19 protein-coding genes are annotated in these 20,903 nt (G+C 63.4%); 9 read left to right on the forward strand and 10 right to left on the reverse strand.

Annotated features, from left to right (window positions below; all coding sequences use genetic code 11):
• Window positions 1–93 precede the first annotated feature (93 nt).
• Window positions 94–1,209: a site-specific integrase gene (locus tag AC04MD_RS18655; RefSeq protein ID WP_475498702.1), complete on the forward strand. Its 1,116-nt coding sequence runs from the start codon at window positions 94–96 to the stop codon at window positions 1,207–1,209.
• An 18-nt stretch (window positions 1,210–1,227) separates the two neighbouring features.
• On the opposite strand, the gene AC04MD_RS18660 is transcribed toward AC04MD_RS18655, so the two are convergent.
• Window positions 1,228–1,581 (reverse strand): helix-turn-helix domain-containing protein, encoded by a 354-nt coding sequence (locus tag AC04MD_RS18660; protein ID WP_475498703.1) that lies wholly within the window; start codon window positions 1,579–1,581, stop codon window positions 1,228–1,230.
• Window positions 1,582–1,696: 115 nt separating this feature from the next.
• Between AC04MD_RS18660 and AC04MD_RS18665 the strand changes: the two genes are divergently transcribed.
• A complete protein-coding gene (locus AC04MD_RS18665; RefSeq protein WP_475498704.1) occupies window positions 1,697–2,488 on the forward strand; it encodes a hypothetical protein in 792 nt (263 codons plus the stop codon).
• Window positions 2,489–2,711: 223 nt separating this feature from the next.
• Window positions 2,712–3,695 (forward strand): alpha/beta hydrolase family protein, encoded by a 984-nt coding sequence (locus tag AC04MD_RS18670; protein WP_475498705.1) that lies wholly within the window; start codon window positions 2,712–2,714, stop codon window positions 3,693–3,695.
• Window positions 3,696–3,879: 184 nt separating this feature from the next.
• Here AC04MD_RS18670 and AC04MD_RS18675 read toward each other — a convergent pair whose 3' ends face one another.
• From AC04MD_RS18675 to AC04MD_RS18695, 5 genes are all read right to left on the reverse strand, one after another.
• Window positions 3,880–4,506, reverse strand: a complete 627-nt coding sequence (locus AC04MD_RS18675) for a hypothetical protein (protein WP_475498706.1) — start codon at window positions 4,504–4,506, stop codon at window positions 3,880–3,882.
• Window positions 4,507–4,660: 154 nt separating this feature from the next.
• Entirely contained in the window at window positions 4,661–5,146 is a 486-nt protein-coding gene (locus tag AC04MD_RS18680) for a Mov34/MPN/PAD-1 family protein (protein WP_475498707.1), read from the reverse strand.
• Window positions 5,143–6,915: a ThiF family adenylyltransferase gene (locus AC04MD_RS18685; protein WP_475498708.1), complete on the reverse strand. Its 1,773-nt coding sequence runs from the start codon at window positions 6,913–6,915 to the stop codon at window positions 5,143–5,145. Before AC04MD_RS18685 ends, AC04MD_RS18680 begins: the two co-directional genes overlap by 4 nt.
• Window positions 6,908–8,167 carry a nucleotidyltransferase domain-containing protein gene (locus AC04MD_RS18690; RefSeq protein WP_475498709.1) on the reverse strand — a complete coding sequence of 420 codons (1,260 nt, stop codon included), beginning with the start codon at window positions 8,165–8,167 and terminating at the stop codon, window positions 6,908–6,910. Before AC04MD_RS18690 ends, AC04MD_RS18685 begins: the two co-directional genes overlap by 8 nt.
• A complete protein-coding gene (locus AC04MD_RS18695) occupies window positions 8,164–9,363 on the reverse strand; it encodes an SAVED domain-containing protein (protein WP_475498710.1) in 1,200 nt (399 codons plus the stop codon). Before AC04MD_RS18695 ends, AC04MD_RS18690 begins: the two co-directional genes overlap by 4 nt.
• Window positions 9,364–9,565: 202 nt before the next feature.
• On the opposite strand from AC04MD_RS18695, the gene AC04MD_RS18700 reads away from it, so the two are divergent.
• Window positions 9,566–10,120 carry a 3'-5' exonuclease gene (locus AC04MD_RS18700; protein WP_475498711.1) on the forward strand — a complete coding sequence of 185 codons (555 nt, stop codon included), beginning with the start codon at window positions 9,566–9,568 and terminating at the stop codon, window positions 10,118–10,120.
• A 102-nt stretch (window positions 10,121–10,222) separates the two neighbouring features.
• On the opposite strand, the gene AC04MD_RS18705 is transcribed toward AC04MD_RS18700, so the two are convergent.
• Window positions 10,223–10,672 (reverse strand): MarR family winged helix-turn-helix transcriptional regulator, encoded by a 450-nt coding sequence (locus AC04MD_RS18705; protein WP_475498712.1) that lies wholly within the window; start codon window positions 10,670–10,672, stop codon window positions 10,223–10,225.
• Between the two features lie 85 nt (window positions 10,673–10,757).
• Here AC04MD_RS18705 and AC04MD_RS18710 point away from each other — a divergent pair, with 85 nt between their 5' ends.
• The 4 genes from AC04MD_RS18710 (at window position 10,758) to AC04MD_RS18725 (ending at window position 16,728) form a co-directional block, all read left to right on the forward strand.
• A complete protein-coding gene (locus AC04MD_RS18710; protein WP_475498713.1) occupies window positions 10,758–11,726 on the forward strand; it encodes a hypothetical protein in 969 nt (322 codons plus the stop codon).
• A gap of 84 nt (window positions 11,727–11,810) precedes the next feature.
• Window positions 11,811–12,446 (forward strand): TetR/AcrR family transcriptional regulator C-terminal domain-containing protein, encoded by a 636-nt coding sequence (locus tag AC04MD_RS18715; RefSeq protein ID WP_475498714.1) that lies wholly within the window; start codon window positions 11,811–11,813, stop codon window positions 12,444–12,446.
• Between the two features lie 119 nt (window positions 12,447–12,565).
• A complete protein-coding gene (locus AC04MD_RS18720) occupies window positions 12,566–13,654 on the forward strand; it encodes an efflux RND transporter periplasmic adaptor subunit (protein ID WP_475498715.1) in 1,089 nt (362 codons plus the stop codon).
• Window positions 13,651–16,728 carry an efflux RND transporter permease subunit gene (locus AC04MD_RS18725; RefSeq protein WP_475498716.1) on the forward strand — a complete coding sequence of 1,026 codons (3,078 nt, stop codon included), beginning with the start codon at window positions 13,651–13,653 and terminating at the stop codon, window positions 16,726–16,728. Before AC04MD_RS18720 ends, AC04MD_RS18725 begins: the two co-directional genes overlap by 4 nt.
• A 478-nt stretch (window positions 16,729–17,206) precedes the next feature.
• On the opposite strand, the gene AC04MD_RS18730 is transcribed toward AC04MD_RS18725, so the two are convergent.
• Entirely contained in the window at window positions 17,207–17,542 is a 336-nt protein-coding gene (locus AC04MD_RS18730) for a hypothetical protein (protein ID WP_475498717.1), read from the reverse strand.
• Between the two features lie 331 nt (window positions 17,543–17,873).
• On the opposite strand from AC04MD_RS18730, the gene AC04MD_RS18735 reads away from it, so the two are divergent.
• The gene (locus AC04MD_RS18735) at window positions 17,874–18,323 is read left to right on the forward strand and encodes a hypothetical protein (protein WP_475498718.1); all 450 of its coding nucleotides are present in this window, start codon (window positions 17,874–17,876) and stop codon (window positions 18,321–18,323) included.
• A 21-nt stretch (window positions 18,324–18,344) separates the two neighbouring features.
• On the opposite strand, the gene AC04MD_RS18740 is transcribed toward AC04MD_RS18735, so the two are convergent.
• A complete protein-coding gene (locus tag AC04MD_RS18740; RefSeq protein WP_475498719.1) occupies window positions 18,345–18,632 on the reverse strand; it encodes a hypothetical protein in 288 nt (95 codons plus the stop codon).
• A gap of 700 nt (window positions 18,633–19,332) precedes the next feature.
• On the reverse strand, window positions 19,333–20,901 hold the full coding sequence (locus AC04MD_RS18745) for a PepSY-associated TM helix domain-containing protein (RefSeq protein WP_475498720.1): 1,569 nt from the start codon (window positions 20,899–20,901) through the stop codon (window positions 19,333–19,335).
• Window positions 20,902–20,903: the final 2 nt, after the last annotated feature.

The raw sequence follows: 20,903 nt of genomic DNA on the forward strand, positions 1-20,903 counted from the left end.
CGGGCGCCCTGCCCCCGTTGCTTATCTACTTCCGATAAGGGATAGTTATCGGAAGTAGACGCCCTACTTCATATAAAGTGATACATACGACATATGAAATCTAACACACTCGTCCCGCGACCCGACGACTTGCCCGCCCTAGCCCCGGACCGGCTGGCGGCGCAGGCCGCCGAGGCCGTGCGCGAGCTGCTGGCCGAGGCCGCCGCGGCCAACACCACGCGCAGCTATGCCAGCGCGCTGCGCTACTGGGCGGCCTGGTTCCAAGGCCGGTTCGGCCAGCCGATCACGCTGCCGGTGCCCGAGCCGGCCGTGGTCCAGTTCGTGGTCGACCACCTGGCCCGGCGTGGCAAGGCCGGTCTGGCGTGGGAACTGCCGCCGGCGTTGGATGCGCAGCTGGTGGCTGCCGGCCTGAAGCAGAAAGCCGGCGCCTTCAAGCTCAGCACCGTCGTGCACCGCGTGGCCGTGCTCTCGGCCGCCCACCAGGCGCACAAGGCCACCAACCCCTGCGAATCGCCAGCGGTGCGCCAGTTGCTTAAGCGCGGGCGCCGGGCCTCGGTCAAGCGTGGCGAGCGGCCGCACAAGAAGACGGCGATCACCCGTCCGGAGCTCGAGGCGCTGCTGGCGACCTGTGACGGCTCGCTGGAGGGGCTGCGCGACGCGGCGCTGCTGTTGTTCGGCTTTGCCAGTGGCGGGCGCCGGCGCAGCGAGATCGCCGCGGCCGACTGGCAGGACCTGCGCCGCATCAACGACGGTGCCTTCGTCTACCGCCTGGAGCACAGCAAGACGCAGCAAGCCGGCCCCAGTGCCAGTGCCACGCCCGACAAGCCGGTGCTGGGCCGCGCCGGCGCCGCACTCGAGGCGTGGCTGCGCGCGTCCAACATCACTGAGGGCCCCCTCTTCCGCCGCCTCTGGGGCGAGCGCGTGGGTCCGGGGCTGTCACCCAAGTCCGTGGCCGCCATCGTCCAGCGGCGGGCGGTGCTGGCTGGCTTGAAGGGGGACTTTGCCGGGCACAGCCTGCGCTCGGGCTTCATCACCGAGGGTGGCCGTCAGGGCATCGCCCTGCCCGCCTTGATGGCACTGACCGAGCATCGCTCCGTGGCCCAGGCGATCGGCTACTTTCAGGCCGGTGGGGCAACCCATAACCCGGCCGCGACCCTGCTCGAGGGCGATCTGACGCTGCCTCTCCAGGGTCGCCGCAGCCCTGAGTAATGCGGGTCGATCGCGCCGTTAGCGGCTGGGCGCCTTTTTTGCGGGCTTTCCGCGGGGCGCTTTTTCCAGGCTCTTCAGTAAGGCCTTCTTCTTACTGACCGACAGGCCGTTCCATTGCAGCAACAGCTGCGCCAGCAACTCGTCCTCGGTGTAGAAAAACGCCGGTGGCACGCCCAAGGCGTCCGCCAGCTGCTTGGCCGTCTTCAGTTGGGGCTCGTGCTTGCCCCGTTCGTACTGGTTGATGCGGGGAGAGGCCACGGAGGGATCCATGCCGGCAAGAAGGCCCAGCTGCGGCTGCGACAAGCCAGCGCGCTCGCGCACAAACGCCAAGCGTCGCGCAAAAACTGGGTGTTCAGCTGTCCGCCTGGCCACGTTTGCTCCCTCTGGAAGCGTTAAGCATGGCGAAATGACGGGCGCTTGGATACTAAGATATTCTTAGAGGGCGGGCAATGCCAATGCCTGCCCCTCCCCGGGATTTGCCCGCCTGGTGGCCTTTGTACGATCCATGAGAAAAACAAAGCCACGCCCGGCCAGCGCGCCCCGATTCGATGCCCCCACCCTGCCCGATGTGGGTCACCTGGGCGGGCGAGCCGCGCTCTACCTGTTGGCGTTAGTCCATGCCCATCAATCGCGCAAGCGGGTAGCCCCTACGCCTAAAGCTACCGACGCGGTGTTGTCGGCGCTCTCCACGTTGGGGTTGATCCAGACCGATACCGCACTCTTGAGCCCGGTGACCCATCCCGACGCACAGCCTTGGTCGTACACGTGGTCAGCAGTCCCTTTCGACGAGCTGGAAGCCTACCTTCGCGACTACCTCATACAGCGGGGGCGCCAGCAGGACTACGCCGTGATGTGGCTGCGGGTATGGCAGGAGCTACTGCCGCAGGAGGTCACGGCCTACTTGCAGCATCAACTGCGACTGCATCACTTTCCCGATGTGTACCTGGGCGAGCTCGCTCGGTTCCAGATGCCCCACGACGTGATGTACAGTCTCGGGCATTGGCGGTATGCGTGTTGGGCGTCCGTGAGAAGCATGGCGTCGGTATCCCTGCAGTACCCGGGCAACGCCGAAATCCTCAAGTTCACCTTGGCCAGCGAACTTCCGCGGCGCTTGAAGATGGCGCACGGTTCGACAGAAGGAAAGCTTTGCTTTTCACCCTCGCACACACTCCCAGACAGTGCACTGACCACGGTTTTTGCCACCGCCGCAACAGATTTAGGTGACCGATTTTGGATGGTGCCGCCCTCATTAGCGGGAATCCAGAAACAACTTACCTAGCTCATCGAACTGAGAGCAGAGGCACCCCAGCAGCCCAAGTGACTGGTCAGAGGGCGGGCGCTTCGGCAGATGTCCCCATTCGGTCGGTAGCTGCAGGGGGAGGTCCTTTTCGGGCCATCACGGAGAGGGTGAAGTTGGGGGACAGTTGCTCCGGTTGTGAGGTGGGCTTAAACGCTGTGCGCCGCTCACGCATCTCAGAACCGATCATCCTCTGGAGTTGCCAATGAAGTTGCTGACCTTCGTCCTGCTATCGCTCGTCGCGGTAGCCAGCGTGCCCGCCTTCGCCGCCAACGGCATCGTCTTCCGCGAGGTGCACGAAGCCAGAACCGGCACCACGATGCCGGCTACAGTGATCTACCCGGCCGCCGGTCCCGCCGCCTCCAGCGAACTGGGCCCGTACCGTGTCGCCGCCACGCCCGGCCTGGACATCGTCGAAGGCCGGCATCCGCTGGTGCTGATCTCGCACGGCCACGGCGGCAGCGCGCTGGGCCACCACGACCTGGCGACCGCGCTGGCCGATGCCGGCTTCATCGTCGCGGCGATCGAGCACGCCGGCGACAGCCACCGCGACCAGAGCGGCTTCGGCACCGAACGCGTGCTGCTCGGGCGCGCCTGGCAGATGTCCGCGCTGCTCGACCTGCTGCTGGCCGATCCGCAGCTCGGCCCGCATATCGACGCCGACCGCGTCGGCGTGGCCGGCTTCTCCGCTGGCGGCTACACCAGTCTGCTGCTGCTCGGCGCCACCCCGGACTTCGCCCGCCGCGAGGCGTACTGCGCCGCGCAGCCGGACGATGCGCAGGTGTGCGTGGAACTGCCGGCCGTCATCGAACGCCTGCCCGTATCGCGCGCCACCACCGATCCACGCATCCGCGCCGGCTTCGTGATGGCGCCGTTCGCGATCTTCTTCGACGCCGCCGCGCTGGCGCGCGTCGACGCTCCCGTGTTCCTGTACGGCGCGATGTCCGACCGCGTGCTGCTGCCCGCCTACAACGTGCTGCCGGTGCGCGATGCACTGCCGCGGCTGCATACCTTCCGCGGCATCACGGGTGCCGGTCATTATGTATTCCTGGCCCCGTGCAACCCCGGCATGAGTAAGGCCCTTCCTTTGCTATGCGTCGACCCGCCTGGCATCGATCGCGGCGAGCTGCATTCGCAGATCAATGCCGACGCCGTCAACTTCTTTCGCGAGACGCTGGCACCTCGCTGAGCGAACGCCAGTAATGCGGAAGGCCTGCTTTGGTCCAACCTCCGCAGGCCAAGTTGCAGGACTACAGTGATTGCCGAGTGCGACCAAAGATTAAATTGAATTCTGCTTGCGCAACACCTTTGCTGCGGCGGAAGCCGAGTAAGGGATGTCCGCTACCGGCCAAGAGCAGACACCCCCATGCAGATCAACTGTCATGTGTGCCACCGCCGCCTGCCTCAACCTCGAATCTTGCATCAATTATGGCGAACTCGAGAATCAGACACACAGCTCTGACTCCTGTGGCGTGGCATGTACCGCCCGCCAGCACAAGAGCAAAAGCTAATGCTCCCACCATGCTGTAGGACAGGCCACGACTGATTGCTTCTGCAGGCAGTCCCGGCGCCAATGCGTGAGTTCCGATGAACCAGAACAATACCCCCCAAGCGACGCCTGCCAATACATTGAACCGTCCAAGTTTCTGCATCGTATGCGCACGCACAACCTCGATGCAGTCGCTCAGGTGCTGAAGTTGCTGCGGCTGGTTGGCGATCGAAAGGATGAACTGACGCACATCATCCACGCGTTTGGTGGTGACGCCGGGAACCATAGAGCGACTAGGCGTACTGAAGTAGACCACGCCAATAGCCAGCACCAGCGACGGCACGAGCGTCGGCTGGTTACCTGCTCCATCGAATCCGTGAAGAACGAGGCTGAAGACGATTGCGGTTATGAACACCCAGACAAGCCGGCTAAGCAGGATGTGCCCTCCTGCGATGACCAGCCATGGCCCACCCAAAACCGTATCCACGACACCTTGAAGCCAGCGCGGCATGGGATGGTCCAATCGATTGCCAACCAGGGCGCTCTCTGCGCGGCGTACAACCTGTAGTGCAGTTTCATATCTCATAATTGTTCCCCGTACCTGTGACGCGTTCGCACTCGCGAGACTGGCCGTGGCTTGTTTCCGCAGGGCGCAAAGACGCGGTTCATGCCGGCGCCCATTGTCCTTCATTCGGTTGGCCATCTCGAATCGACCACGCGCGAATCCCCCGCGCGTGCGCGGGCTTGCCCACAATGACCGCCAGCGGCGATGACAATGCAACGGCATAGCGGGTAGCAAAAGCCGAAAAGCTCGCTACATCCATGGGCGATATCTTGGGCATCACCTGTGGATGAGTATGCCAATAGCCCACCAGACGCCAGCCTCGAGCGTTGGCTTGGCGGATCTCTTGTCGGCATCGCTTGGCATCCAGTTCCAGCCACGCCCACCCTGCCCGATCCGCCGGATGGGGCGAGGTGGCACTGGCGAGCACGAGCCCTCGCCGATCATCCGGATCGACAAAGAGCTGGCCACCGCGCTCGGTCTCCCAGATCCGCTGGCGATGTGCGCTCAACACGTGAGCCACGGTCTCGGTGACCAGAAGTTCTGCACTTTGACCGGGCCACTGCCATTTCCAGACAATCCTGCTCATGAGCGCACCTTGCAGACCGGCCAATCACGCTCCAGCACTACATGAACCTGACCGTTTTCCAGACGCGGGCCTTGGTAGTGGCCCTTGAGCCGTGTTACTTCTTCGGGGGTAGAAATACTGCTGACCCATGCCTGCGCGGGCATCTGACCGCGCAACACGCGTATCGCGCCATTAACGACCATCAAAACCACGCTGGCCAGACCTGTGGCGCCTCCCGGAATGAAGCTCTCCCCGCAGGCCGGCAGGGGCACCACGCCACCATCAGGCCACTGCGTGAACGCCTGGCAAAAATCACCGCGCTCATTGAACAATCGCCGCCCATCGCGCCCCGGCTCAAGCGCCACCAAGGCATGACCCACAAAGGCATTAGGTTCGCTCCATGCCTGTATCAGCGGCCACGCTGCGCCACTGGCCTTGGCGCGCCAGAGCGCCACCTCCGAACCCCATTCGGCACTGGTCACGATAACCAGGTCTGCCTTGTCCAGGACCTCGGGCTTGGCGGTGAGGATGACCTCCACGAAGGTGTTGTAGGCCTCGATCTGGACGGTGGGCAGATCCCGCTGGAGCCGCATCCGCAGCGCGCCGACCTTGAACTTTCCCAACTCATCCATGCCTAGCGCATGTCGGCCCAAGTTCTGACCAACCAGCTTGTCCGGGTCAATCAATGTCAGATGGCCGACCCCGGCCTTGGCCAGCAACATCGCCACGGGACTTCCCAAGGAACCCAGACCGACCAACACGACCCGGCGGTGCTCCAGGTCTTCGGCCATTCCGGCGCGTTCCCTTGAATGGATCGCAGCGCGTTCGAGCAAGTCGAGCGTGGCCACCTGCAGAACTGCGGGAAACAACGCTGTTTTCTGCGCGCCCTGTCGACGCCCGGCACGCAGCCCATAGCGCGGGCCTCGGCGGGGCTGAAGTACCTTGGAGCGCAGGTTGAAGCAAAACAGCGGCCCGGCTTGGTCACCCGGTAGCTCCAGCACGGCCCAGCGTACGGGAAGATCATCGCTGCGCTCCAGCCAATCCAACAAAGCTGGAATATCCTCATCATCCAGATACGGCGTCAGCCATTCGAAGAATGCTTCAGCCGTGGGAACACTCAGTGGAGGATAGTCCTGCAGCTTGATGAAGAATGCCGGCGCCAGCGGCTCGCGTACCGATCGAGCCACTCCGACGACCCGTTCGTGATGCTTCCTCAGTGCGCCCTGGTCATCCGATAGCCATAGCGTTTCCCAACCCGATATAGCCTCGCGTCGAGGATCACTCAAGGCATACAAGGGCCCGGCCTGGGCGGGGCGCTTCAACAGCAGCAAGCTCTGCGAGGACTTTTTTAGCTGGTGGGACCAGTAAGAGGTGATCTCCGCCTGGAACTCGGTTGCCCGACGATCGGGGTCGGACCCTTCGACGGCAAATTCCAGAATCTGCCCGAGTCGTTTCAAACTGTCGCAGACAATGCTCTCGGGTGTTCCGGTGATCGGGCGCTCGCCAAAGCCGTGCAGGCACATGCCATCCTCCATGGCATGAGGCCACTGAAGCCAAGGCGATGGCGTCACCTGCAGCGCCAGTTGACCTGCGGGGAACTGGGAGGGAAACCCGATGCGTAGCCGGCGTGAGAGGCCGGTATAGTCCGCCGGCAGCGGGAGGGTGAAAGCCGCTGCTTCGTTGTAGCGTGGCGTGATCGCTGTCAGCAAGGTCTGGACCACATCCGGGCCCAAGAACGCATGCAGCGCGGCGATGCCGCGCTGCACATCACTATGCACAGGCTCAGCCAAGGCGCCCGACCGGCTTCACGTCTTCTTGCGAGCCCTGACCTCGCACCCCCTCGCCGAAGAAAGAGCCGGCCACCATGGCGTTACGGGTCACCGTATCGGCACGACCAGGCAAGGTCCAGTTGGGCGGGATCGCGTTGTTGATCTCCTCCACGAAGGCGCCACCGATGCCAAAGCTTTCCTTAACTGAGTCGGCAAATGCCGCAGTCGAGCTGAACGTTTGCAGGCCCAGCCCGAAGGAAGACATCGCATGGACGTGCCAGCGATCAAACGCCTGGCGGTAAAGTTGACCATCTGGACGATTCCACTTCTCCGCAAAGTTTTCGCCCGCATCCTTCGGGTTGCAAACCTGGTAGTGGCCGGGATGTCCCTGGATATGGTCCGGCATCCGCTGGACGATGGCCATCATCGCCTCCAATGGGCGCAATGCCCGGGCCTTGGAGGCCTTAGCGACATCCAGATAGGCCTGGCTAGCCAACGTGGTGATGACCGCCGAGATCGGCCGGTGCCCTTCTGTCCGGGTGCGAATGGCCCATTCATCACGGTGCCGCTTGAGCATCTTGACCGCCGCGCGCAACGGATCCTGTTCCGAATACAGCGCATAGTCGGGCAGCGGCTCTTGCGAAGCTTCAACCAGGCGGCCATCGCGCTTGGCCAAGCGATGCGTGCTGTCCAAGGCGATCTGCTCCTGGGATGCGGTCTGCAGCCAGGTCGCGTACGGAAGCGGACTGCTTGGCTTCCAGCCCTGCAATTCTCGGTCCGGTACCTCGAGTTTCCCCGCACCGTTTTCCTGCCCATTGCCGGCAATAGCGCGGGCTGGCGTGACATCGATATGGAAGCCGGGATTCTCATCGGCATAGAGGATGCGAATACCGCGCCGCAGAAGTTCGATCTTGGCCTGGACGCGGCTACCGTTATCAAAGCGTTTGTAGATGGCATCCAGCACCTGCATCGCGCTGGCGCCCTGCGCATGGGGCAACCAGACGATGGCATCGGCATCGATGGTGCTCAAGTCCTTGGGCGCGTCCGCCACCGGCTTGATCGTCGTACGCAAGCGCATGGATCCTTGCACGAAGATATGTGCCTGGGCCAACAACGGATCGTCAGCCGCATCCAGCACCTTTTGCAACTGCTGATAGCGATTGTTGATGATTTGGTACTGCGCCTCGCTCAGCGAGATCTTCTCAGCCGCACTCAGCAGGAAAAACTCCCAGCTGCTGTACTTGGTGTGGCCAGTATTTACTTGCATGTTCATGGTTCACCTGTGGTTGACGAAGGGCCCAACGGCAAGGCGGGTTTGAAACGATCCTGATCGTTCCTGTCACGATCAAAGATCAGATAGGGGTGTCGGTGTTCGGTGGTCAGCAGGGCGCCGAACTCGATCATCAAGGCTGCGGGCACGGCCGGAAAGACATGGATGGGCCCTGCCGTCACGGCCTCCAGGCGGCTGAGCTGGATCTGCAAGGCATCGCGGAAGGCGTGGATAACGCCGCGGTTCTTGACCATCGCGTAGCTGGGCTCGGAAATGGTCAGCGTGGCAATGCGCGCTTCGGGCAAGGCAGCCAGCACATCCCGATCAGGGACTTGGGCGGAAATAGACAGCACCAAGGCCAACGGCCCATCGCCGTTGGGTGGTGCGGTGTACAGATACTCTGGCGGCGCGGCGCCTGGGTCGGGCCAGCTTAGACCGTGCTCACGGTTGAAGGAGAACAACAAGCGGTTGGAGCGATCACCAATGCATTGTCCCAACAAGACCAACGCCGGTATATCGGCCACGCCCACTACGGCCAATACCAGCGCATCGCCATGTGAGCCGCCGCGCTGGCTGAGCTTGTGTTCGAGCTCATAGCGCATCTTGTTTTCCAGCAACTTCCAGTAGGCCGCATCGCGACCAGCGGGCCCAGGTGCATCCAGAACCAGCTTCACCGGATGACCGAAGGCGGCCAGTCCTTCAGCAGACATCGCCGTGAGGAAGGCGCGCTCCCCAATCTCGTTCTGGGTGCTGAAATGCCGGCTTTGCACGATCAGGGCGATGGCCCGCCCACCTTCGGGAGTGGAGGCTGCTAACCGAATCCGCTCACAATGGGCCTGATGCAGGTTGCTCAAATCCTGCTCGGGATAGCCCTCTGCGTCGCGATCGATCTTGTCGTGGCAACTGGGACACAGCAGCATCAAGTTGGCAGGATCATTGGTCAGGGCCTGCGCCTGTCCGGCGTCGTGTCGGGCTTGCCCTCGAGGCCCTTTAGGACTGGCTGGCATGATGTGGGCGACTTCGCCCCATTTCATGGGCTGGCCCACCCGATAGTCGTGCATCAGATCGTTGCCACACAGCTCGCAATGCCCGGCGGCGTAGGTCCAGACGATGCGCTTGACCTCCTCGGTTGTGCTGAAACGGCCATCGCTGGTCGGTTTTTTCGCGGCACCGTCCTGCCCTGAATCTGTTAGCGGCATGTCATCGCTCCGTGATTAAAGTGCTACGTGGGTCTCCAGCTAATGCGATTCAAGTCTCAAAAACTGCGACAGAACGGGAGGGTGCCTGTTCATTTTCATGAATAGGGATGTGAGCAGCGACGTGCCTGTCCGGCTCCCAGACGTGCGTGCAAATCGCGGCGGCCAATGGTATTGAGAACGGCCTCCCAACGATTGAGCCTGCATGCCCGGTACGCGCGAGCGCTTCATCTCCGTCGACGTGGAAACGTCCGGGCCCATCCCTGGAGAGTTCAGCCTGCTCACATTGGGCGCGTGTGATGTGGACCGCGATGAGGTAGCGTTCTCCTGCCTGCTGCAGCCGTTAAACGAAAACGCCGATCCCGAAGCTATGGCCGCCACGGGGCTGTCGTTGAGCGAACTGGCAAGGAAGGGGGCGGCGCCGGCCAAGGCTATGGGCGATTTTTCCCAGTGGCTCGATGGTCTCCGTGTGGAGGGAGAGAAGCTGGTGTTTGTCGGCTTCAACGCGCCATTTGACTGGTCATTCGTGAACTACTACTTCCATCGCTTTGCCGGCCAGAACCTGTTCGGTTTCACGGCCTTGGACATCAAGGCCTACTACATGGGGGCCACGGGATGCGCTTGGGGTGATACACGCTCCAGTTTGATGAGCAAGCGCCTGCAGCCGCGCCGCGCCCCAAGCCACGACGCCCTCGAAGACGCCCTGTACCAAGCCGAGCTCTTTCGTCTCATACGCTCGTTACGCGAACGGCAGGCGTAGCGGCAGTCACGACGCCTCAATCCAGCAGGTATTACTGTTTTAATTTGGCGTGAGAGGTCGATGTTCGCCCGCTGCACGTCGTGGGCTGATGCCGTTTGCACGTTAGGCGGATCGGCTCTGCAACATGCGCTGGAGCAGATCCTGCAGCAGTCGCTGATCTGACACACCAAGTTGACCGATCACGGGCGCCAGGGCCTTCTGACCTTGGGTACGAAGTCGCTTGATCAGCTTGGCGCCCTCGGTAGTGATCAGCACATCGGTCGCACGGCCATCTGTTTCATTCGGTGCCCGTGCCACCAGGCCTCGTTTTTCCGCCCGGGCGATCAGCCCGGACATCGTGTGCTTTTCCAGCCCCAGGTACTCGGCTAGTTCGTTCATGCGTGGGCGTCGGTCGGCCAGGATGCCCAGCACCCGAACCAGGGAGAGCGAGAGATCGTGCTCGGCGCCGATCTTGTTGATGACGGCCATGGTGACAAAGGCGCTGGTCACCAACGCATCGGCCAACCCTTCTTCGGGGGCGGAGGGCTGCTTCAGACTGCGGGTCGGGCTCATGAGTACAGCTTGACATAGTTCGTTTTGCGAACCAATATTTGTTCGCATTACGAACTATTGGCACAAGTGTGCCGAAGGAAGCCCCTTGAAAGCGGCGCTCATCACCTCGTACAACGTCCCACCCCAGTACTGCGATGTCGACGATCCCCCTGCCGTGCAGTCCGGTCAGATGCTTGTGGACGTGCTGGCCGCGGGTTTGCATCACATCACCCGCGGTCGCGTCTCGGGCCAGCACTACTCCAGTAACGACACCTTGCCCGTCATTGCCGGCGTCGATGGCGTCGGGCGCGGCACCGATGGCCGGCTGCGCTACTTCGTCCAGGAGCCCGGCGTGCCCGGCTCGATGGCTCAGCGCACGGTCATCGCGCTGGATCGCTGCATCGAGCTTCCCCATGACGTCGACCCGGTCCTGCTGGCCGGCGCCATGAATCCAGCCATGGCTTCCTGGCTGGCGTTGCGTTGCCGCGTTCCGGGGTTTCGCTGGCGCTTGCCGTTTCAACGGCGCAAACGGGTGCTGGTGCTGGGCGCCACTGGCAGCTCGGGGCGTTTGGCCGTCCAGATCGCCCGACATCTAGGCGCCGGCGAGGTCATCGCCGCCGGCCGCGATGCTGGTCGGCTGGCTCAACTGCCGGCACTAGGGGCAACCGACACCGTGACCCTGGGCGATCCCCGGTTAGGCCTACTGGCCAGCGAGGTGGATGTGGTCCTGGATTTCGTGTGGGGCCAGAGCGCGATGACCGCCATGGAAGCGGTGCTGCGACATCGCCGAGGGCGTGATCAGCCGCTGGAGTGGGTCCATCTGGGCTCCATGTCCGGCGAGAGCGCACCGCTTCCCGGGGCCTTTCTGCGCTCGACCAAGCTCCAAGTCATGGGCTGTGGGCACGGCGCCCTGTCAGGTCGCCAGATGCTGACCGAACTGCCCGCACTGGCCGAAGCGCTGGCGCGCGGTACGTTCCAAACGCTGGTACGAACGCTGCCGCTGAGTGAGGTGGCGCGGGGGTGGCAGGCGCCAGATGACGGGGCTCGCCTGGTCTTCACGCCGTGGCGGGTGTGATGGCCGCGCATGGCAGTCGCCAGCCGGATTGCCACTGACCCCTAACATCGTTAGAGTGGCCGAACTAACAGTGTTAGAGCGCCCATGCGCAGCCCCCTGAAACAAGAGCACATCATTGAGGCGGCCTTCCGGTTGCTCGATGAGGCCGGCATCGAAGGCGTGAGCCTGCGCAAGCTGGCCTGCAGCCTGGGCATTCGGGCGCCCTCGCTGTATTGGCATTTCAAAAGCAAGCAGGTGCTGATCGATGCCATGGCCGACGCCATGATCGCGGATGTCGCCCGTGACATTCCCGCCGGTCAGCACTGGCGCATGACGATGCATCAGATCGCCAATGAGTTTCGGACCGCGTTCAAGGCCCACCGCGACGGCGCACGTGTGTACGCCGGCACCTTCCTGGCCACCGAGAACGTGTTGCGTGTGGGTGATGCCACTATTTCTGCCCTGGTCGAGGCAGGCGCCGATGTCGAGTTCGCTGCGACCACGGCGCTGGACTCGATCTACTACGTGATGGGCTTTGTCATTGAAGAGCAATCCCTGCCCGAACAACCGGGTGTGATCGAAGGCGTGCAACAAGCCTTCTTCGAACTGGCCAAGGCGCGGTTTCCCCGCTGTTGGGAGGCGCGCGAGGTGTTGGCCGAGCCCAAGTTCGATGAGCGCTTCACCAACGGCATTGAGCTGATTCTCGATGGCGTTGAGCAGCAGATTTTAAAGAGAACTTAATGCGTCCTGAGAAGAATCCGGCCGCACCGATGGCCCGCTGTCTTCATTCACAGCCATGCGTAAGCCCTTGGGCGCAGCGCAGTAGCAAGCACCACCCACCCCCACATCCTGGCTTCCCTATGCGCGCACCGATCCTGCGTTGGTCACTCCTGCTCGTTTCATTGTTCCTGCTTGTTGCCTGTGGCGACAAAGAAGAAGCTCAAGCCGAGCCGTCCTCGGCCTTGGCCGTTGCCCTGACCCCTGTCCAGACCTATGCCCTGGCACGCAGCGTGACCGTGTCCGGACCGGTCTCGCCCTACGAGGAAATGCAGCTGGGCGTTGAGCTCAGCGGTCAGCGCGTTACCGCCCTGAATGTGGATGTGGGCCAGCAGGTCAAGAAGGGACAAGTCCTACTCGAACTCGACTATCGCACGCTGGACAGCGCGCTCGCGCAAGCCGAAGCCTCGACCCACGAGGCCAACGCCGCTCTCGTGCTGGCGCAAGCTCAACAAGCACGCGGATCGACGTTGGCGGCCGAGCAGCTGATCAGCGCGGCGGACCTTGATCAGTTGCGCGCAATCTCTACCCAAGCGCAGGCGCAACTGACCACTGCGCGTGCCTCGCGCGATGCCGCCAAATTGCAGCGCGACTTCGCCCAGTTGCGAGCACCGGCCGATGGCGTGATCTCCAAGCGCCTGGTCCAGCCAGGCCAGGTGGTCGCTGCGGGCACCGAGCTACTACGCCTGATTCGGGATGGACGACTGGAGTGGCGTGCCGAGTTGCCCGAGCACCAACTGGCGCAGGTAGCCGTGGGTAATGAGATCGTCCTGGCTTATGCGGGGCAGGACATCACCGGCCGCGTGCGCGCCGTTACCCCCGGCATCGATGCGCAAACCCGCACCGGCACGGTCTATGCCGATCTGCCCTCCCCTGGCCTGCTCAAGCCGGGTACGTTCGTCGAAGGCCGGATCCTGACCGGCCAGGGCCAGGCCCTGATGGTGCCCAGCGCCGCCGTGGTCCAGCGCGATGGCCACAGCTATGTGTTCGTCACTCCCGACAAGCAAACCGTACAACGTCGACGTGTCCGCACCGGTCAGACCACACAGGGACGCATCGAAATCGTGGACGGCCTGAAAGCCGGTGAGCAGGTGGTCTCCGAAGGCGCCGGCTTCCTGGGCGATGGCGATCGTGTGCGCGTGGTGGCGGGCAAGAAGGCCAGCACCCCATGAATATCTCCGCCTGGGCCATTCGCCGACCGCTGCCGGCGCTGATGGTGTTCTTCGTGCTGTGCGTGGCCGGTCTGTGGGGTTTTTATCAGTTGCCGGTGGCGCGCTTTCCGGACATCGCCTTTCCGATGACCACGGTGACGGTCACCCAGCCGGGCGCCTCGCCCAGCCAGTTGGAAACCGAGGTCACCCGTAAGGTCGAGGACTCGGTGGCCACCATCACCAACGTCAAGCGGGTGATGTCCACGGTCAGCGAGGGCATCAGCACTACCAGCATCGAGTTCGAGCTGGAAACCGATCTGGCCACGGCGCTGGATGACACGCGCGATGCAGTCACCCGAATCCGTACCGACCTGCCACAGGACATCCAGGAGCCGGTGATCTCCAAGGTCGACATTGGCGGCTCGCTGATGACCTATGCCTTGGTCGCCCCACAGTTGACGGAAGACGAGGCCAGCTGGCTGGTGGACCGGGAAATTTCCCGGGCGATGTATGGCGTGCATGGCGTGGCCCGGGTCACGCGCATTGGCGGTGTCCAGCGGCAGGTGCGGGTGGATCTGGATCCCAATGCCCTGCTCGCCTTCGGCGTCACCGCCGGCGATGTCTCCCAACAACTGGCGCAGATCCAGGTCGAGCGCGCCGGCGGCAAGGCCGAGCTCGATGGTGCCCTGCAGACCATTCGCACACTGGGCACCGTAGCCAATGCCCAGGCCTTGCGCGATTACTCCATCAGCCTGCCCGATGGCCGTTCGGTCCGGCTCTCGGCCTTGGCCACCGTCACTGACGCCGCAGCTGATCCCACCGAAGCGGCGCTGCTGGATGGCAAGGATGTGGTGGCCTTCTCCATGTCGCGCACGCGCGGCTCCAGCGAGGTCAAGGTCGAAGAAGGGGTTCACCAAGCCTTGGATGAGCTCAAGAAGGCTCACCCCGGTGTGGACTTCCGTTTGGTCACCACCGCCATCGATGAGACCCATCGCTCCTACGATTCGTCGATGACGATGTTGTACGAGGGCGCCCTGCTGGCGCTGCTCGTGGTCTGGGCGTTCCTGCGCGACTGGCGTGCCACGTGGGTGTCGGCTTTGGCCTTGCCGCTGTCCATCATCCCGACATTCGCGGTGATGTACGCCTTCGGCTTCACCCTCAACATGATCACCCTGCTCGCCCTGTCGGTGGTGGTCGGCGTGCTGGTCGATGATGCGATCGTGGAGATCGAGAACATCGTCCGCCACCTACGAATGGGCAAGTCACCAGAGGAAGCGGCCACGGAAGCCGCCGGCGAGATCGGCAATGCGGTCATTGCGACCTCGCTCACCCTGGCGGCCGTCTTCGTGCCGGTGGCCTTCATGCCGGGCATCGCCGGCAAATTCTTCCGCGAATTCGGCTGGACGGCCGCCACCGCGGTGCTGTTCTCCTTGCTGGTGGCGCGTCTGCTCACGCCGATGATGGCGGCCTATTTGCTCAAGCCCCATGGCGAGGAGAAACCCGAGTCCCGGCTCATGACCTGGTACCTGCGCTGGGTCGATGCGGCCTTGCGCCACCGTGCGCGCACGCTCTGGATCGCCACGGGCCTGTTCGTCGCCTCGCTGGCGCTGATCCCCCTGATCCCGGCCACCTTCATTCCTCAGTCCGATCTGGGTCGTAGCAACCTGAGCCTAGAGCTGCCGCCTGGCACCCGGCTGGAAGAGACCGTGGCCGTGGCCGAGCGCGCACGGGCGTTGCTCAAAGACATGCCCGAGCTCAAGCAGGTCTATACCGCCGCAGGCAGCGTGCTGGATCTGGGCGATCCTTCCACCGTGGGCGTGGCCGATCCGCGCAAGGCCACCCTGGTGCTGGACTGGGGTCTGGCCGATGACCGAAACCGCGACCAGCGTGAGCTGGAGCGCGATGCACGTGCTCGATTGGCCGATATGCCCGGCGTGCGCGTGAGCTATGTCAGCTCCGAGCCGGGCAACCTGTTGCAGTTGGTGCTTTCGGGCGATGACCCGCAGCGCCTGCAGGAGGCCTCACTGGCCTTGGAGCGAGATCTGCGCGGCCTGTCTGGACTGGGCAGCGTGACCTCCTCGGCCTCCCTCCTTCGTCCTGAGATCCAGATCGTGCCCAATGCCGCACGCGCAGCCGACATGGGCGTCTCTACGGCTGCCATCGCTGAGGCTGCACGCATCGCCACAGCCGGTGATTACGAACAGCGTCTGGCCAAGCTCAACCTGCCCGATCGACAGATCCCGATTCGAGTGGGCTTCTCTGAAGCCACGCTCGCCAACCCTGCCCTGATCGGTCAGCTGCGCGTGCCCGGCCGCTATGGTCCCGTGCCGCTGGCGGCCGTGGCCGACATCCAGATGGGCAGTGGCCCCTCGCAGCTTTCGCGCTACCAGCGCCAGCGCAACGTGACTCTGACCGCCGAACTCAATGGCCGCCCGCTGGGCGAGGTCATGGAGCAGGTGCAGCAGCTGCCCAGCGTCACCCGTTTGCCGCCGGGCGTGAGCTTCCTTAACACCGGCGATGCCGAGGTCTTTGTCGAGTTGTTCGTGGGCTTCTTGCTGGCCATGGCCGCCGGCATCGTGTGCATCTACATGGTGCTGCTGTTGCTGTTCAACCATGCCTTGATGCCCCTGACGATCCTGATTGCCGTGCCACTGTGTGCCGGCGGTGCCTTTGGCGCTCTGCTGTTGACCCAGAACATGCTCTCGCTACCGGCGCTGATCGGCTTGCTGATGCTGATCGGTATCGCGACCAAGAACTCCATTTTGCTGGTCGACTACGCCGTCATCGCCGAAGACGAGCACGGGCTGAGTCAGCACGATGCCTTGATCGACGCCTGCCGCAAGCGTGCACAGCCCATCATCATGACTACGCTCGCGATGGGCGCGGGCATGATGCCGATCGCACTGGGATTCGCGGGCGACTCCAGCTTCCGGGCCCCGATGGCCATTGCCGTGATCGGTGGCCTGGTCACCTCTACGCTCCTGAGCCTGATCGTCATCCCGGCCGCCTTCACCCTGATTGATGACATGGGCGAATGGCTCTCCCGGCGGTTTGGGGGGCGCTCGTCCCATCGGGATGCAGGTGCGACGTCGTGATCGACTCGGAGGGCGGACCTAGCCCTCCGAACGTTCGTCCTCTGGATTGTCTTCCCAGCGCTCGCAGGTGGGGCGCTGGCTGATCCCAGGGATCCTCACATCATTTACTGAAGTTCTAGGAATTCTCACAAATTTACTGATCGCCAGGCGTTAGCAATTCTGCGTGGAATGCACGATCGCAGGCGCCTGGACCGTTGATTTCGAGAGCGCTTTGACGCTGCTGCCGGAGAGGAGCGCTGGGCCCTGCACGCCACGGCCCGGGACCGGATTACTCGGCACGATTGGCCACACCGCGCAGCTGATGAAAGCGTATTCTAAGGCCTGTTCCCAGGCACCAGCGCGGCGATACCATGCCCTGGTCGGGGCGCATGCCTTGCACGCGGCGTGGCTGCTCGCGCGCAACTCGGGGCCGCCTGCCTGAGCCCGGGTGCAACGAATGTAGTCAGACCCCGCCCTGCCCATTGAGGGCATCATCCGATCAGCTGGCCGGAAGCGGCGGGCATTCAACGACCTCCACTGCGTTGCCCCGCATCAGCGCCACATGGGGATGGTCGACAAACAGCTGCGCGGCGGCGGCATGCGTGTCGGCTTGAACAAGCATGAAAGCCGTCCAGGCGTTCTGTGCTGGGGTGATACCCGCACCGCTCACCCGTACGGTGGTGGCAAGCGGAGCTCCCGTATCCAGGATGGCGCCCTGATGCTTCTGCGCCCAAGCGGCCCACGCCTGCATGAAGTGCTCACCCTGTGCGGGCGAAAGCGCTTGCTTCTGTTTTTCGGAGGCGCTGCCGATAAAGATGGCCAGATATTTATTCATGTAGGTATCCCGCCCATAGGGTTTGGAAAGAACCGTCATGGACGATTTGCGGTGACGCCGGGGTGACGGTTCGCCAGCAAGCCTAGCAAACCGGGAGCTCGGCGGGCGCGGGCCGGAACGCTCTTAGTCGAACGCAGCCGCCCCGATAGGATCTACTTGCGCCAGCAGTGGCGGCTCACCAAGGTTTACCGTGATCGCCTCGGCGGTGGCCTGTCGCTGCTGGTGGTTCGCCTGTAGCCACCATGGAGGGTCACGACCCCATTTGCTTGTCCTGCCTAAGGAGTATTGCCCTTGAGCCGATATCTGCCTGACTCACTCAAGGAGCAGCACAATGTCGTCGAAGATCAAGATCCGTCTAGGCGCGCTTGCAGGGCTAGCGCTTATCGCAGGTGGGTGGTGGGGTCACAGGCAGTTGCATCCGTTGCTGCGTCATGTGTTGGATCACATCTTCTTCCTGTGCATGCTGACCGTGGTGCTGTCGGTGGGCCTGCTGGCGTTGATGTATCGGAGGATCATCGGAGGTGCCCCCACTTCTCGTGCCACCTTCAGCCTACTGGTTATTCTGCTGACCATCGTGTCGAGCGCGATGTTTGGGTGGGTCACCCAAAAGTTGGGAGCCGTGACGCCCACTGGGGTGAATAGCTTGGACTACACGATCGCGCTGCTGACCCAATTGGTCAATGGCGCCAATTGGGTCCTAACCTTTGGCACCACCGCCATCGCGGTGACGCTGTTGGCCAACCTGTTCCCCCGAGCGCACGTGCAACAGGCTAACGGCTAGTACGGCCGACGTCCTGGCCGGCTAGTAGAAGCACGCCCCGCGCCGCAAGGTATCGCCGTCGTAGGTCATCTCGCGGCGATCGTGAAAATCCAGCACGCGCATGTTCGTCGGATGGGTCTGCTGCTGCAAGAAGTAGATCAGCGCGTCCTTGTTCAACCAGGTATTGGCCACCAGGCGCGGAGGACAGGCCGCCAAGTCGATGGCAACATATCGGCTCGCAGCCTGACGGTAGAAGCTGGGCGGAATAGCAATGCCTTGCGCGTGGCAGAAGACTTCGATGCCGTGTCGATAGCGTTGCTTCAGGCCCATGCGTAATCCTGGGTGCGCAGGCGACCACGCACAGCCCCGCCCTGGCTTTGATGTTTCATCCTGACCTCGCCCAGGATCTGCGCGCGTCCAACAACTGGAGTAGACCAAGGCGGTCTGCATGCGCACAGTGAATGCGCGTGCAAGCATGCCGCACGATATGCGTGGATCGTCGGGCGCCGGCGCGCCATGCGTCGTGGGTGAAGGCGAAGGCTTAGCGGTGGCGCAAGTGGCCCAGCGCCGCATGAACTACGTCGCCTCGGGAACTGATGCGGGCATGCGCGCGAACGTACCCTCGGTCGACGAGCCCCACAAATAGGGCGCCAGGCGGAAGCTCCACCCGTGGGCCTTCTTGTCCCAACCCGTTCCCCATGGGGTCCAGGCGCAGGATGAAGCGACGAACAACCCGAAGAGCGCAACACCACGTGCAAACGCTGTCATGCGAGTGCTCCTTCAGCGAAGCAAGATCGAGCACCAGAGATATCGGGTGGGATATCTCCTGTCCGCGTGCTTGGCTGATGTTAGGACTGCACAAGCCGACCTGTAACCCAGGACTGCGGTCTCTATCTTCCAGTCTTTTCCGACCATCAGAGAACGATTACCTGGACACGAGGGGTGACGGCAAATGAGCCTCGATCAGAAACGCTTAAACATGGATCACGAAAGTGTTGTTACCCCAACATCGTAGCCTTCAACGCATGAATCATGCTCGCCAAATGCTGTCTTTGTCGCCCTGCTGTGCCCTTTTTCGTGTGCGCATTGAAGCCCACGAAAGCACCAGCACCGCGGCCAATGCGGTGAGGTCGACCGCAATACCGGTGCCGCCGTGGTTCCACGTCCCGCCGATGCCCCACAGGCCGGCCACGCTGCCCAGCGGCACCAGCGCGGTGGTCAGTGCCGCCAGCCGCAGCAGTTCGTACGCACTGCGCGCGGTTCCGCGCAGGAACGTCCACACGATCGCCGACACGAAGACGGCGTAGTAGATGCCCTCGTGCCACGCGGCGATGTCATCGACCCGTGCGGGCAACCATTTCGTCGCCGCGAGCGTGGCCGAGATGCCGGCCACGCTGCCCAGCGACACGCCCACGGTCAATGCGCCGAGCACGCGCGTGGCGCGCTTCTGTTCGGGCAGGCCAGCGTCGCGCTGCTTCCTGCGGCGCGACTCGATCCACAGCAGATTGCCGGTATAGAAGACCAGCGCGCCGCCCAGCCCCAGCAGCAGATAGAGCCAGCGCACCGGGTTGCCACCGTAGCTGCCGAAGTGGAGCATGAAGAACGCATTGACCGCGCCATCCCAGCGCGCCATGTGCCCGGGCAGGTCGTGCGGGTCCACCTGGCCGGTGTACGGATCGAGGTGAGTGCTGGCATAGGTACGCGCACGCGTGCCATGACGCACGTCCAGGCCGGTCACGCGCCCTTCCACACGATCCTCACCCTGCTGGAAGGTGAAGCTCTGCACCTCGAAGCCGGGCAGCTGCGCCTGCACCCGGCGCAGCAGTTCGTCCGCCGGCAGCAGCGGTGTTCCCGGCGGTGGCGGCGGCGCGTGTTCTTCCTCGCCCCACTGGATGCCGCCCGGATACACGACCTTGCCCTGCAGGTCGTAGAACGGGTCGTGGAACGCAAACACCACGCAGGTCAGCGCCATCACCAGGTGGAACGGCAGGCTGACGAAACCCAGTGCGTTGTGCACATCCAGCCACAGGCGCTTGATGTTCCTGCCGATGCGCAGCGCGAAGAAGTCCTTGGCCAGCGTCGGCAGCAGGATGATCACACCGGACACCAGCGCCAAGGCGTACAGCAGCGCGACGATGCCCATTATGGGGCGCGCCACCGCGTCCGGGAACGGCAGGCCGACCATCTGGTGCAGCGTGTCCACCAGCTGCGCCACTGGCGCCTTGCGCAGCCGTTCGACCTGCAGCGTGCCCTCGGGCGCGAAGCTGGCACCGAACTCAGTGAACTGGCGCGGGCGGTCGCCACGTTCGCGCCAGATTACGCGTGCAGGCGCGTCGGGCGTTACGGAGACGACCACAGAGTAATTCTTCGCTGCGCCCGGGTGTTCGGCCAGCACCGCACGCACCAGCGCCGGCGCGCGCGACAGCGGCGGCGGCGCGGCCAGCGCCGAGGGTGGCGTGGCCCAGCGCTCCAGCGGCTTTTCGAACATCGTGATGGCGCCGGCGTAGAAGGCGATGAACAGCATCAGTCCGGAGACGATGCCCACCCAGATGTGCACGTCCTTGTAGACCTTGACGATGTCGCTGCGGATCTTCGGCATTC

The organism is Pseudoxanthomonas sp. LjRoot206 (assembly GCF_056175725.1).